Origin of the sequence: Trichococcus flocculiformis (assembly GCF_900113645.1) — a bacterium.
GTDB classification, from domain to species: domain Bacteria; phylum Bacillota; class Bacilli; order Lactobacillales; family Aerococcaceae; genus Trichococcus; species Trichococcus flocculiformis.
Genome location: NZ_FOQC01000005.1, coordinates 93,908 through 106,938 on the forward strand (window position 1 = coordinate 93,908; position 13,031 = coordinate 106,938).

The following is a 13,031-nucleotide window of genomic DNA, read 5'->3' on the forward strand; positions in this document are numbered from 1 at the left end:
ATTCGATTTAGGTTCCAATATTATGATATTTTCGAGGTTTGTTCCTAACATCCGTATGTAATTATTTTTGGAAAATAGGCATTTTCGCTTTCATTCGTAGCATAATCTGCTATAATAAGATTAAATTATTATTAGTAAATAATGAGGACAATTGATAAGGGGGAGACAAAAGGATGAAAAGAGCAAGAAATTTTTCCGCTGGTCCAGCAATATTACCAGAATCAGTCTTAGAGAAAGTACAGAGTGAAATGCTATCCTATAAAGATAGTGGCATGTCAGTTATGGAGATGAGTCACCGCTCCTCCTTGTTCGAAGAAATCATTCAGGATGCAGAACAATTATTAAGGGAATTAATGAATATTCCGGATGGATACAAAGTTTTGTTCCTGCAAGGTGGTGCAAGTCTGCAGTTCTCCATGATTCCGATGAATCTTGGAAAAGGCGGCAAAGTCGGTTACATCAACTCCGGATCATGGGCTAAGAAAGCCATCTCTGAAGCTAAGATTTTAAAAGTGCCCAATATTGAAGTATTGGCAAGTTCCGAAGCGGATAATTTCACTTACATTCCTGAAATTCCGGAAACAGACGAAGCATATGACTACATCCATATCACAACCAACAACACAATCGAAGGAACAGCATTCCAAACAATCCCTCGTTTCGTGAATGCACCGATCGTTGCCGATATGTCTTCCAACATTTTATCCAATCGTTACGATGTCAACGACTTCGGATTGATCTACGCTGGAGCACAAAAAAATATCGGGCCTGCAGGATTGACGATTGTGATCGTGAAAGAAGACCTGATCCAAACCGAGAATGCATTACCAAGCATGCTTGATTACCGTACACACATCAAAAACGATTCTCTTTACAATACACCACCAAGTTTCTCTATCTATGTAGCTAAATTAGTCTTCGAATGGTTGAAGGATTTGGGCGGCGTGGAAGCTATGGTAAAAATGAACGAAGAAAAAGCTGGCTTACTGTACCGTACGATTGAAGAATCAGATTTATTCTCTTCTCCAGTTGCTGTCAATTCCCGATCATTAACGAATATCCCATTCGTTACCGGAGATAAAGAATTGGATGCGAAATTCGTCAAAGAAGCTACAGCGTTAGGCTTCCTTAACCTGAAAGGCCACCGTTCTGTCGGCGGTATGCGCGCAAGTATCTACAACGCATTCCCGTACGAAGGTGTCAAAGAATTAACAGAATTTATGAAAGCTTTTGAAGCTAAGGAAGGGAATTTCAAATAATGTTCGAGATTAAAACTTACAACGCGATTGCCCCAGAAGGTTTAAATTTACTGAATGCAGATCAATTTGTCCTTAATTCAGGCGCAAATCCTGACGGCATCATCCTCCGCAGTGAAAAACTGCATGGCATGGAATTCCCTGAGAGCTTGAAAGCCATTGCCCGTGCCGGCGCCGGCGTCAACAACGTACCCGTTGAAGAATGTTCCGAAGCAGGCGTCGTTGTCTTCAACACACCAGGCGCGAATGCCAATGCGGTCAAAGAGCTTGTGTTGGCAGCTATGATCATGGCTGCCCGTCCAATCAAAGAAGGACTGGATTGGGTCCAAACATTAAGTGGTGACGATGTTGAGAAGCAAGTTGAAAAAGGCAAAAGCCAATTTGCGGGGACGGAAATATCCGGTAAAACATTGGGTGTCATCGGCCTTGGTGCTATCGGCGCGATGTTGGCCAACGATGCATTCCGTTTAGGCATGGAAGTCATTGGTTATGACCCATATGTTTCAGTGGAAACAGCATGGAACATCAACCGTCGTGTCCAAAAGGCAGCTTCAATCGCAGAAGTATTGGCTAAAGCTGATTACATTTCCATCCATGTGCCCGTCAATGCCGAAACAAAAGGTATGGTTGATGCAGCTTTCCTGGCTCAAATGAAAGACAATGCTGTTCTTTTGAATTTTGCCCGTGGCGAATTGGTCAACACAGCTGATATGCTGGCAGCATTGAAAGAAAAGAGCATCCGCAAATATGTTACAGATTTCGCTGACGAAGCTTTGCTTCATAATGATGACATCATTGTAATGCCTCACTTGGGCGCTTCTACTGAAGAAGCTGAGGTGAACTGCGCAATCATGGCAGCCCAAACATTAAAATACTTCCTGGAAACAGGGAACATCGTGAATTCCGTAAACTTCCCGGGAGTCGATATCGCGATGCATTCTCCTATCCGCATAACGGTCATCAACAAGAACATCCCGAACATGGTCGGACAGATTTCATCCGGTTTGGCTAAATACTTCATCAACATCGAAGATATCCTGAACCGCAGCCGCGGCAACTATGCCTACACTGTCATCGATATCGCCGAAACTGACCAAGCAGTACTGGATGAAGTTGTCGAGAATTTCAAAAAAATCGACGGCATCGTAAACGTCCGCGTCATCAGAAGATAAGAGTGTGATGATTCGCGTTTAGACACCCGTACGTTGGAGAAACCAGCTGTCGTTCACCTCTTTTGTGAACGACAGCTGGTTTCGAAACGGTAGTGGTGTCTGCGAATCAGAACACATTTCAAAGAGAGTGTGATGATTCGCGTTTCAAGAAGAGCGTGATGGATCTCCGTTTTAAACGTGGGACATCCCCCTAAAAAAGAACGGAAAAAGTGTCCGGACAGTTCTCTTCGTTGGAGGCGGCAGGTCCGGGCGCTTTTCTTTTCTGAAATTGCTAGCAAAACCCTATAATTTGTGCTAAAGTTAGTAGTAGAAAATTATTATAGGGAGGTCCATCCTTTGTCATTATACGATGTACTATTAACGGCCCTGTTGGTTGTTTCTGTGCTGTTGATCATTGTTGTGCTGATGCAACCGTCAAAAACAAATGCAGCCAGTACACTTACAGGTGGAGCAGAGCAATTATTCGGAAAACAAAAGGCAAGAGGTTTTGAAGCGGTATTGCGTCAGATCACAGTCGTTCTCGGAGCGCTGTTCATCCTGATCGCCCTGGCTTTGACCTATCTATCCTCAAATTAACTATTGCAGGCAGAGACCCACTATCCGGTTTCTGCTTTTTTTAGTTAAGGCACGCAAACAGACCAAAATTCCCGGCGAGGAGCAGTTCACCGAGAATTTCCAGAGCGGGATCGACATCGGGCAAAATATTTTCCCAATGGACAAACGGTCAAAATTATTTATAGTCAGATTGGATATATTAGGAAAAAAGCTGTAAATACAGTAAAATGAAGATGAACGAGTTGGGAGGAATATTATGAAAGCAATCCATTTACCAGAACCCTTTTTCTTCGAAGCAGGCCCGCGCGCCGTCCTTTTGCTGCATGCCTACACCGGCAGTGCAAATGATGTGCGTTTGTTGGGACGGTTTTTGGAACGGAATGGGTATACTGTATATGCACCGAATTTTACGGGGCATGCAACCGACCGATTTGAGGATATCCTCGATTTAGGCGGCCCTGATATCTGGTTCGCTGATGCCATGCGTGCAAAAGCAGAACTGATGGAAAAGGGATACGACCAGCTTGCCGTTTTCGGACTGTCGATGGGAGGCATTATGGCAACAAGAGCCATCGAAACAGGCGGATTTATCGGTGGCGGATCTTTCAATTCACCAATCATCAGTTTTGAGGATTCCCGCGTGCCGATCAGTTTTATGCATTTCGCCAATCTGTCGAAAAAGAAACTCGGTATGGCGAATCTGGAAATCGAGCACGAATTGGCGCTGATGAAGCCAAAATTGAATGCCCAGCTTGCCCAATTGGATGAGTTTACGGAACTGATCAAGGCGAATCTTGCCGACATCACAGTTCCCTATTACATCGCACAATCCGGCAAGGATGAAATGATCAGCGCCGACTGCGGGAAATTGTTGGCGGATCGCCTCGTAAATGCAGAAGTGGATTATCATTTCTTCTCTGAAGCAACGCATGTTATTACTGTCGGGAAAGACAGAAACGTATTTGAGGAAACAGTTTTGGCATTTTTGAACCGACTATATTGGAATGAGGGATAAGTATGAGAAAGATAGATCAGATCCAAATTGACGTTCTAGCCTATTTTCAAGAGCATGCCGCAAAGAGCATGACCTTGAAGCAAGTAAGTGAAGCGTTGGGTTACACGGAATCCGATGAATTCAAAGCACTAGTAAAAGTCTTTGCTCAGTTGGAAGAAAGAGGGATTCTGGTACTGAACAAAACCGGACAATTCCGTCTTAAAACGCAAAGTGCCACAATGACAGGTACTTTCAGAAGCAACGATCGTGGTTTCGGCTTTGTGACGATCGATCCGAATGAGAGTGATCTCTTCATCCCGCGCGGCAAAACCGGCAGCGCGATGGAAGGGGACACGGTCGAAGTTAAAATCACCCGTGAGGCCGAGCCTTGGAATGACAGAGGTGTCGAAGCCGAGGTAACTGCTGTTTTGACGCGCAAGTCGAATCAGGTCGTCGGTGAGTTTGTTCCATACGATTCGGACCGTCGTGAAGAAACTGGGTTTTTGGGGTTTGTCATCCCACAAGATACTAAAATCAACAGCATTGTTGTCTACATCAAGCCAGAAGGCCTTCATCCTGTGGAGGGCAGTGTCTGTCTGGTTGAAATCACCAGCTATCCGACACCGCAGAATCCAATCAAAATGGAGGGGCTGGTCACGAAAGAAATCGGCCATAAGGATGCGCCTGGTGTGGACATTCTGGCCATCTTGTATAAGTTCGGCATCCCTTCCGAATTTCCGGAGGAGGTGTTGGCCCAGGCCGAAAATATCCCGTTGGAGATTCCGGCCGAAGCGTTGGAAGGCAGACGTGATTTGCGCTCGGAACAGATCGTCACGATTGATGGCGCCGATGCGAAGGATTTGGATGATGCGATTTCTCTGAAACGACTGGAAAACGGCAATTATCTGTTGGGTGTACATATCGCGGATGTTTCCTATTATGTGACGGAAAATTCTCCAATCGATCGCGAAGCTTATGAACGCGGCACCAGTGTCTATCTGACGGATCGGGTCGTTCCGATGCTTCCCCAAAAATTATCGAATGGTATCTGTTCCTTGCTGCCGCATGAAGATCGTTTGACATTATCCTGTGAGATGGAATTGGATGCGGATGGGGAAGTGGTTGCTTATGATATTTTCCCGAGTGTCATCGAGTCGAAACAACGGATGACCTACTCCGACGTCAACGCAATCTTGATGGATAACGACAAAAAACTACGTGATAAATACAGCGATTTTGTGTCGATGTTCGAAGATATGGCAATACTCCATGAAACCCTTTTGAAAAAACGTCAAAAACGCGGGGCCATCGATTTCGAATCCGATGAAGCGAAAATCATCGTGGACGAAAACGGCCGCCCGCTGGACATCTATGTGCAAGACCGCGGTGTCGGCGAGCGCCTCATCGAATCTTTCATGTTGAGTGCGAATGAAACGATCGCCCATCATTTCACGAAGGCAAATCTGCCTTTCATCTACCGGATCCACGAGCAACCGGACCCGACCAAAATGATGCGCTTCCTGGAATTTGTGACGACCTTCGGCATTCTTGTGAGCGGTACGCATGAAAACGTAAAACCGAAGCAACTGCAGGCTGTCTTGGCGAAAGTCAAGGACGAGCCCTACGAAGCCGTTGTTTCGACCACGCTGTTGCGCAGCATGCAGCAAGCGAAATATGATGCAGTTCCCGTGGGCCACTACGGGCTGGCTGCAAAAGATTATACTCACTTCACTTCACCGATCAGAAGGTATCCCGATCTGATCGTTCACCGGTTGATCCGCACGTATGGAAAAGGTATCGTCGATCCGAAGGTGGTTGAGAAATGGAAGGGGCAATTGCCGGATATCGCTGTTCAGAGTTCGCAGATGGAACGCCGCTCCGTAGATGCGGAACGCGAAACCGAGTCGCTTAAGAAGGCAGAATTCATGATGGACAAAATTGGACAAGAGTTCGAAGGCGTCATCAGTTCCGTTACAAAATTTGGTATTTTTGTGCAGTTGCCTAACACCGTGGAAGGCCTCGTGCATATCTCGAAAATGGCGGAAGATTACTTTAACTACATCGAAAGTCATATGCTTTTGATGGGTGAACGCACCGGGGTCATGTACCGCATTGGCCAAAAAGTCAAAATCAAAGTAGAAAATTCTGATCCTGTCACGCGCGCCATCGATTTCTCATTGGTCATCGATAAGGATAAGACTCAGAGCCAAAGCGATCAGGATCTGGTCAAACAGATCCGCTCGAAGATTCCGAAGGGCAAAAAACGGAAACCGGGCCAATCCGATCGCGACAGCGGGCCGCGCAAAAAGACCGCAAAAGGAAAAGAGCCATTCTATTCCCGTACAGGCAAAAAAACCAAAGGGAAAAAGGACAGAGGCAAAAAGAAGTAAGCTAACGAAATGAAGGTGTCGAAGTATGCCAAAAGGCGAAGGAAAAGTTTTAGCGCAGAACAGAAAAGCCAGTCATGATTACATCATCCTGGATACGATAGAAGCTGGGATGGTGCTGACAGGAACGGAAATCAAATCCGTCCGCAAAGCGAAAATAAACTTGAAGGATGGCTATTCAAGTATCCGGAACGGGGAAGTATTTCTCCAGAATGTGCATATCAGCCCATTCGAACAGGGCAATATCTTTAACCACGACCCGCTGCGTACCAGGAAATTACTGCTGCATAAAAAACAAATCAAATATTTGATTGAAGAGACCAAGACGACAGGCGTCACGTTGGTGCCGTTGAAAGTCTATCTCAAAAATGGAGTTGCGAAAGTGCTCATCGGGCTGGCAAAAGGGAAAAAGAGCTACGATAAGCGCGATGCATTGAAACAAAAAGATATGAAACGTGAAATCGACAGAGCAATGAAGGAAAGATAACCGTATATGCGCACCAACAAAAACGCGCCTGCATTCCTGATGGAGTGCGGGCGCGTTTTTTCGGTATGAGTGGTAAATTACTGACAGCTCCGGCGAAGCCGTCTTTCGTCGGAGGAGAATTTAGAATCCGCACCCAGCTCCGACGAAGCAGGCTTCGCCGGAGGAGCGGATCATGTTGTCTTCGCCAACTCCGATGAGGCAACCCTCACCGGAGCAGGCGCACTCCGGTTTGGACTACAGCAACCATCGGACAGGTACACTGTCGAAATTGTGACCAATTGTGTAATTTTTGTATCTTGTCTATCATTTTTTTTAAATTCAAGCTATGATAGAAGTAATCATCTTGTCACGAAAAATAAAGATAATCCTGTAAGCAACGTTTGCCTTGCGGGGTTCCATTCTGAGTGAAATGAAAAAAGTAGGGGTGTAATTGTAATGATAACGAAAGACAAGTATCTTCGATTGCTGGCAAAAGAATATCCGACAGCAGCAAAAACAGTAACCGAAATCATCAACTTGGAAGCCATCATGAACTTGCCGAAAGCAACCGAGCACTTCATCAGTGACCTGCATGGGGAATACGATGCCGTGCAGCATGTACTCAGGAATGGATCCGGGAACGTCAAAGAAAAGATCCGCGAGATTTTCCAAGGGCGCCTGAGCACCCGTGAAATGAACCAGCTTGCGACAATCGTCTACTACCCGGAAGACAAAATCGACATGATTGTGGACAGCTTGGAATCCGAAGAGGAAATCAATGAGTTTTATTCGTTGACCTTGTTGCGCATCACGGAACTTTGCGCGTTCACCGTTTCGAAATACACGCGATCGAAAGTCAGAAAGGCGATTCCGGCCGATTATGCCTACATCATCGAGGAACTGCTTTTCAAAGACACGATCATGACGAACAAAGAGGATTATTACGAAAAGATCATCAAAACCGTCATTTCCTTGGACCGCGCCACCGAATTGATCGCTGCCATCTCGCATGTCATCCAGCGTCTGGTGGTAGATCACCTGCATGTTGTCGGGGACATCTACGACAGAGGGCCGTTCCCTGACAAAATCATCGACACCTTCATGGACGGACACGAGTTGGATATCCAATGGGGCAACCATGATGTCCTCTGGATGGGTGCCGCTAGCGGGTCAGCAGCCTGTATGGCCAATGTCATCCGTATCTGTGCCCGTTACAACAACCTTGAAATCATCGAGGATGCCTACGGAATTTCTTTGCGTCCGCTGATCACGTTTGCGGAAATGGTCTACAAGGAGGACCGCTACGAACCGTTCATGCCGAAAATCAACACCGAAGATGAAAGTAAAATTTTCCCGGAAGAACTCCGCCAAATCGCTAAAATGAACCAGGCGATTTCAATCATCCAATTCAAGCTTGAAGGGGAAATCATCAAACGCCATCCGGAATTCGATATGGCCGATCGGATGGTGCTGGATTTCATCAATTACGAAACAGGAACGGTGAAATTGGATGGGAAAGAATATCCGATGCTGTGCGATTATTTTCCGACAGTCGATCCAGCTGATCCCTACCGCTTGACCGAAGAGGAAAGATTAGTTGTAGAAAGACTCATGACTGGCTTCTTGAATTCGGAAAGACTGCAGAAGCACGTCCAATTCCTTTTCAGCAAAGGCAGCATGTATTTGAGCTACAATGATAATCTTTTGTTCCATGGGTGTGTGCCGCTGAATCCGGACGGCAGCTTCATGGAGTTGCCGATCGCGAACGTCAAGTACAGCGGCAAAGCCCTCCTGGACAAGTACGAAGAAGTATTGCGCAAAGGCTATTTGAACCGCGAAGGAAAGAAACATAATGTGCGTATTCTGGATTTGATTTGGTATCTATGGGAAGGAAAAGCATCGTCCTTGTTCGGCAAGGATAAGATGACGACTTTCGAGCGTCTTTATGTCGCGGAAAAAGAAACGCATATCGAGAAGAAGAACCTGTATTACGAGCAACGCGACAATGTGGAACTATCACACAAAATACTGAAGGAATTCGGACTGGATCCAAATAAAGGCCATATCATCAACGGGCACACACCGGTCAAAGAAAAAATCGGTGAGAATCCGCTGAAGGCGGATGGCAAGCTGATCGTCATCGACGGTGGCTTTTCGAAAGCCTACCAGAACACGACGGGGTTGGCCGGTTATACATTATTGTACAACTCTTTTGGGATGCAGCTGGTTTCGCATCAGCCGTTCACTTCCCGTCAGGATGCCATCGAGAACGAAAAGGACATCGTTTCAACCCGACGCATCGTCGACAAGGAATTGGAACGCAAGACGGTAAGGCAGACGGATGTCGGCAAGAAGCTGACCCAGCAAGTCACTGACCTGCACCAGCTGTTGCGCGCCTATAAATCCGGTGAAATCGTGGAAGATCTGCTCAGCGACAAATAGTTGCACGAAATAGATGCAATCGGCCGCCGGAATTGTTAAGATAAGGGAAGGAAAGCAAGTATCCAAAAGCGAAAATAGCTTAAGAGAGGCGGGTTAACCTTGAAAAAGGGAGTAACGTTTTATTTTATGCGACACGGAGAAACGTATCTTAATAAATACAATCGGATGCAAGGCTGGTCCGATACCCCACTGACGCCCAGAGGCAGACGCGATGTCATGAGAAGCGGAGCAGGCTTGGGCGATGTCAAGTTCGATGCGGTCTACTGCAGCGACTTGAGACGGACATTTGAAACAGCACAGATCATTTTGAAAGAAAATCAGCATGCCGATCATTTGAAAGTAGTGGCTATGCCTGAGTTCAGGGAGATATTCTTTGGCTCTTTTGAAGGGCTGGATGCGAGCGAAACCTGGGGGAACCTGAATAAATTCCTTGGAAGCGCGGATGGCGAGCCGAATTATGATGCCCACCGTTCCGTCATCGAAGAGTTGAACGGATTGAAGGAAATGGATCCTTACCATGAAGCTGAAGACTACATGACTTTCTGGCTGCGCGTCGAACGCGGTTTGATCAAACTGATCGGCGAGCACCGTGATTCCGAAAGAAACATTCTGATCGTTTCCCACGGGATGACGATCCGCAACATGATCCACGCTGTCATTCCTGATTTCTCGATCGACCGCCATCTGGATAACGCCAGCATTTCGGTCGTCCGCTATGAGGATGGCTTTTATCACTTGGATCTATATAACGGCACCGATCATTTTGTCGATGACTTCACGCCTGCCGATGAGCAGGAACCGGAAGTACACAAAGTGACGCCTGCCGATAAAACCGAAGAGGACGTAAAATAAATTATGGTCAGTACCCTTGGAACAAAAGCCTTTGGTTCCAAGGGTATTTCTATGTTTAAAATTCAAAAACAATTAAAAATCACATCTTTTTTTCCTTTTTGGGAAAAATCAATTGAAAATCTTATCCAGATAGTCTAAAATTAACGTAATCCACAATACTGTACGGGATACAGCGTGGCCAGAACGTCTTTAAATTAGCACAGAGAGGCTAACAAGGCATGTGAAACGATTAATGTAAACAACCGTTGAAACACGCCCAATAATAGGTGTGTTTTTTTTACATTTTCCTATTTTTCATGCAAGCGTGAGGTATGAACCTTGTCAATCAGAAATCAGGAGGAAGAACATGAAACAACGTAGATTTTTAGTTTTAGAAGATGGTAGCTGCTATCCAGGATATGCTTTTGGCTCAGAAAAGGATGCAATCGGGGAGATCGTATTCAACACAGGGATGACGGGTTACCAAGAAACGTTGTCCGATCCTTCCTACACAGGCCAGATCATCACGTTCACATATCCGTTGATCGGCAACTACGGCATCAACGAAGATGACTTTGAAGGCTTACATCCAGGCTTGAAAGGAATGGTCGTGCATGAGTTGGCGGAGCATCCGAGCAACTTCCGCTGCACCAAAACGTTGGATGTCGCTTTGAAGGAATTTGATGTCCCTGGAATCTACGGTGTCGATACACGCAGCATCACCAAAAAAATCCGCAACGCCGGCGTTATGCGCGGTACAATGGTAAAAAATGCGGACAACTTGGATGCGATTGTGGCATCATTGAAAGCCTATGAATTGCCGGTTGACGAAATCCAAGTGAATTCTACAAAAGAAATCAAGAAATATGCAGGTGAAGGTCCAACCGTTGTCTTGCTTGACTTCGGCTTCAAAGACAACATCCTTGCTGAATTATTGAAAAGAGGCTGCGAAGTCATTCTGGCTCCTTGGAATACAAGCGCAGAAGAAATTTTGGCCTACAAACCGGATGGCATCATGTTAAGCAATGGACCTGGAGATCCGACATCCGTTCCGGAAGCAATCGAAACAATCAAGCAATTGATTGCCCAGGATAATCTGCCGATGTTCGGTATTTGCTTAGGCCACCAGTTGATCTCATTGGCGAGCGGCGCGACAACCTACAAATTAAAATTCGGTCACCGCGGTGCGAATCATCCGGTGAAAGATCTCGAAACCGGCAAAATCAGCCTGACGAGTCAAAATCATGGCTATGCCGTGGATGAGGAAAGCCTGAGCCAAACAGATTTGCTCGCAACGCATCGTGCTCTGAATGACGGTACGAATGAAGGCGTCAAACACAAAACCAAACCGGTCTTCTCGGTTCAATACCACCCGGAAGCAGCGCCGGGACCGCACGATGCCAATTACTTGTTCGATCATTTTGTAGATATGATGAAAGCAGTCCAAGGAGGAAAACAACATGCCTAAACGTACCGACATTCAATCCATTTTAGTGATCGGCTCAGGCCCAATCATCATCGGCCAAGCCGCTGAATTTGACTATGCCGGAACGCAAGCATGCTTGGCGTTAAAAGAAGAAGGATACAAAGTCATTTTAGTCAACTCCAACCCTGCTACGATCATGACGGATGTTGAAATCGCCGATAAAGTCTACATGGAGCCACTCTCTGTGGAATTCATCACGAATATCATCCGAAAAGAGCGTCCGGATGCTTTGCTGCCGACTTTGGGCGGACAGACCGGTCTGAATATGGCTGTGGGATTGGATAAAGCAGGCGTGTTGGAAGAGTTCAATGTCGAGTTGTTGGGAACCAAATTGAGTTCCATCCAACAAGCCGAAGACCGTGATCTGTTCCGTCAATTGATGGCGGAATTGCATCAGCCGGTTCCGGAAAGCGACATCATCCATACGGTGGACGAAGCGCTTCGCTTCGCAGCCGAAATCGGATATCCTCTGATCGTCCGTCCGGCCTTCACAATGGGCGGTACCGGCGGCGGCATCTGTCATAATGAAGCCGATCTGCGCGAAATCGTCGCCAATGGCTTGCGCTACTCACCGGTGACACAATGTCTGTTGGAAAAATCGATCGCCGGCTTCAAGGAAATCGAGTACGAAGTAATGCGCGACAGCAACGACAACGCCATCGTCGTCTGCAACATGGAAAACATCGACCCGGTCGGCGTCCATACAGGCGATTCCATCGTCGTGGCGCCTTCCCAAACCTTATCCGATAAAGAATACCAAATGCTGCGCGACGTCTCCCTACAGATCATCCGTGCCCTGAAAATCGAAGGCGGCTGTAATGTCCAGTTGGCATTGGATCCGTACTCGTTCGACTACTACATCATCGAAGTGAACCCGCGCGTCAGCCGTTCTTCGGCTTTGGCGAGTAAAGCGACCGGTTATCCGATCGCGAAGATGGCGGCGAAGATCGCTGTCGGCTTGACTCTGGATGAAATGAAGAACCCGGTCACCGGCACTTCCTATGCGGCTTTCGAGCCGGCTTTGGATTACATCGTCTCCAAAATCCCGCGTTTCCCGTTCGATAAATTCGAAAAGGGCGACCGCACTCTCGGCACACAGATGAAAGCGACAGGCGAAGTCATGGCCATGGGCCATACGTTCGAGGAATCGATGCTGAAAGCCGTCCGCTCTTTGGAGTATGGCGTCAACCATTTGGCCTTGCCGAAAGACCAAGGCCAGACCGTGACGATGGCAGAAATCGAACAGAATATTCGCGTTGCTTGCGACGAGCGTCTGTTCTATCTGGGAGAAGCGTTGCGCCGCGGCGTGACACCGGAAACGATCCACGAATGGAGCGAAATCGACTACTTCTTCCTGTACAAATTCAAGCACATCATCGATCTTGAAAAAGAAGTGGCAGCCAATGTGAAGGATCTGGAGACGTTGCGCGAAGCGAAGAAAT

10 protein-coding genes are annotated in these 13,031 nt (G+C 46.8%); all 10 read left to right on the forward strand.

All coding sequences use genetic code 11. From position 1 onward, the window contains the following. Positions 1–173: 173 nt before the first annotated feature. Positions 174–1,259, forward strand: coding sequence for a 3-phosphoserine/phosphohydroxythreonine transaminase (gene serC / locus BMZ71_RS03910; RefSeq protein WP_086988189.1), 1,086 nt, complete (start codon positions 174–176; stop codon positions 1,257–1,259). Continuing rightward, complete coding sequence (locus BMZ71_RS03915; RefSeq protein WP_086988188.1) at positions 1,259–2,428, forward strand: phosphoglycerate dehydrogenase; 1,170 nt, start codon at positions 1,259–1,261, stop codon at positions 2,426–2,428. The genes serC and BMZ71_RS03915 overlap by 1 nt, the downstream gene beginning before the upstream one ends. 336 nt (positions 2,429–2,764) lie before the next feature. Beyond that, a complete protein-coding gene (gene secG / locus BMZ71_RS03920) occupies positions 2,765–3,004 on the forward strand; it encodes a preprotein translocase subunit SecG (protein WP_068561081.1) in 240 nt (79 codons plus the stop codon). Positions 3,005–3,239: 235 nt separating this feature from the next. Further along, on the forward strand, positions 3,240–3,998 hold the full coding sequence (locus BMZ71_RS03925) for an alpha/beta hydrolase (RefSeq protein WP_086988187.1): 759 nt from the start codon (positions 3,240–3,242) through the stop codon (positions 3,996–3,998). Positions 3,999–4,000: 2 nt separating this feature from the next. After that, complete coding sequence (rnr, locus tag BMZ71_RS03930) at positions 4,001–6,367, forward strand: ribonuclease R (RefSeq protein WP_086988186.1); 2,367 nt, start codon at positions 4,001–4,003, stop codon at positions 6,365–6,367. A 25-nt stretch (positions 6,368–6,392) separates the two neighbouring features. Beyond that, the gene (gene smpB / locus BMZ71_RS03935) at positions 6,393–6,851 is read left to right on the forward strand and encodes an SsrA-binding protein SmpB (protein ID WP_086988185.1); all 459 of its coding nucleotides are present in this window, start codon (positions 6,393–6,395) and stop codon (positions 6,849–6,851) included. Positions 6,852–7,286: 435 nt separating this feature from the next. Then, entirely contained in the window at positions 7,287–9,272 is a 1,986-nt protein-coding gene (locus tag BMZ71_RS03940; protein ID WP_086988184.1) for a fructose-1,6-bisphosphatase, read from the forward strand. A 99-nt stretch (positions 9,273–9,371) separates the two neighbouring features. Beyond that, positions 9,372–10,124 (forward strand): histidine phosphatase family protein, encoded by a 753-nt coding sequence (locus tag BMZ71_RS03945; protein WP_086988183.1) that lies wholly within the window; start codon positions 9,372–9,374, stop codon positions 10,122–10,124. 346 nt (positions 10,125–10,470) lie between these two features. Beyond that, the gene (gene carA, locus BMZ71_RS03950) at positions 10,471–11,571 is read left to right on the forward strand and encodes a glutamine-hydrolyzing carbamoyl-phosphate synthase small subunit (protein ID WP_086988182.1); all 1,101 of its coding nucleotides are present in this window, start codon (positions 10,471–10,473) and stop codon (positions 11,569–11,571) included. Next, positions 11,564–13,031 (forward strand): carbamoyl-phosphate synthase large subunit (carB, locus tag BMZ71_RS03955; RefSeq protein WP_093234114.1); only part of this gene is annotated, 1,468 nt, incomplete at its 3' end. The genes carA and carB, both read left to right, overlap by 8 nt.

Excerpts from the sequence above, each read along its gene's own strand:
- BMZ71_RS03915 (WP_086988188.1), top strand. The coding sequence starts at position 1,259 with ATGTTCGAGATTAAAACTTACAACGCGATTGCCCCAGAAGGTTTAAAT.
- rnr (WP_086988186.1), top strand. The coding sequence starts at position 4,001 with ATGAGAAAGATAGATCAGATCCAAATTGACGTTCTAGCCTATTTTCAA.
- BMZ71_RS03925 (WP_086988187.1), top strand. The coding sequence starts at position 3,240 with ATGAAAGCAATCCATTTACCAGAACCCTTTTTCTTCGAAGCAGGCCCG.
- smpB (WP_086988185.1), top strand. The coding sequence starts at position 6,393 with ATGCCAAAAGGCGAAGGAAAAGTTTTAGCGCAGAACAGAAAAGCCAGT.
- carA (WP_086988182.1), top strand. The coding sequence starts at position 10,471 with ATGAAACAACGTAGATTTTTAGTTTTAGAAGATGGTAGCTGCTATCCA.
- BMZ71_RS03940 (WP_086988184.1), top strand. The coding sequence starts at position 7,287 with ATGATAACGAAAGACAAGTATCTTCGATTGCTGGCAAAAGAATATCCG.
- serC (WP_086988189.1), top strand. The coding sequence starts at position 174 with ATGAAAAGAGCAAGAAATTTTTCCGCTGGTCCAGCAATATTACCAGAA.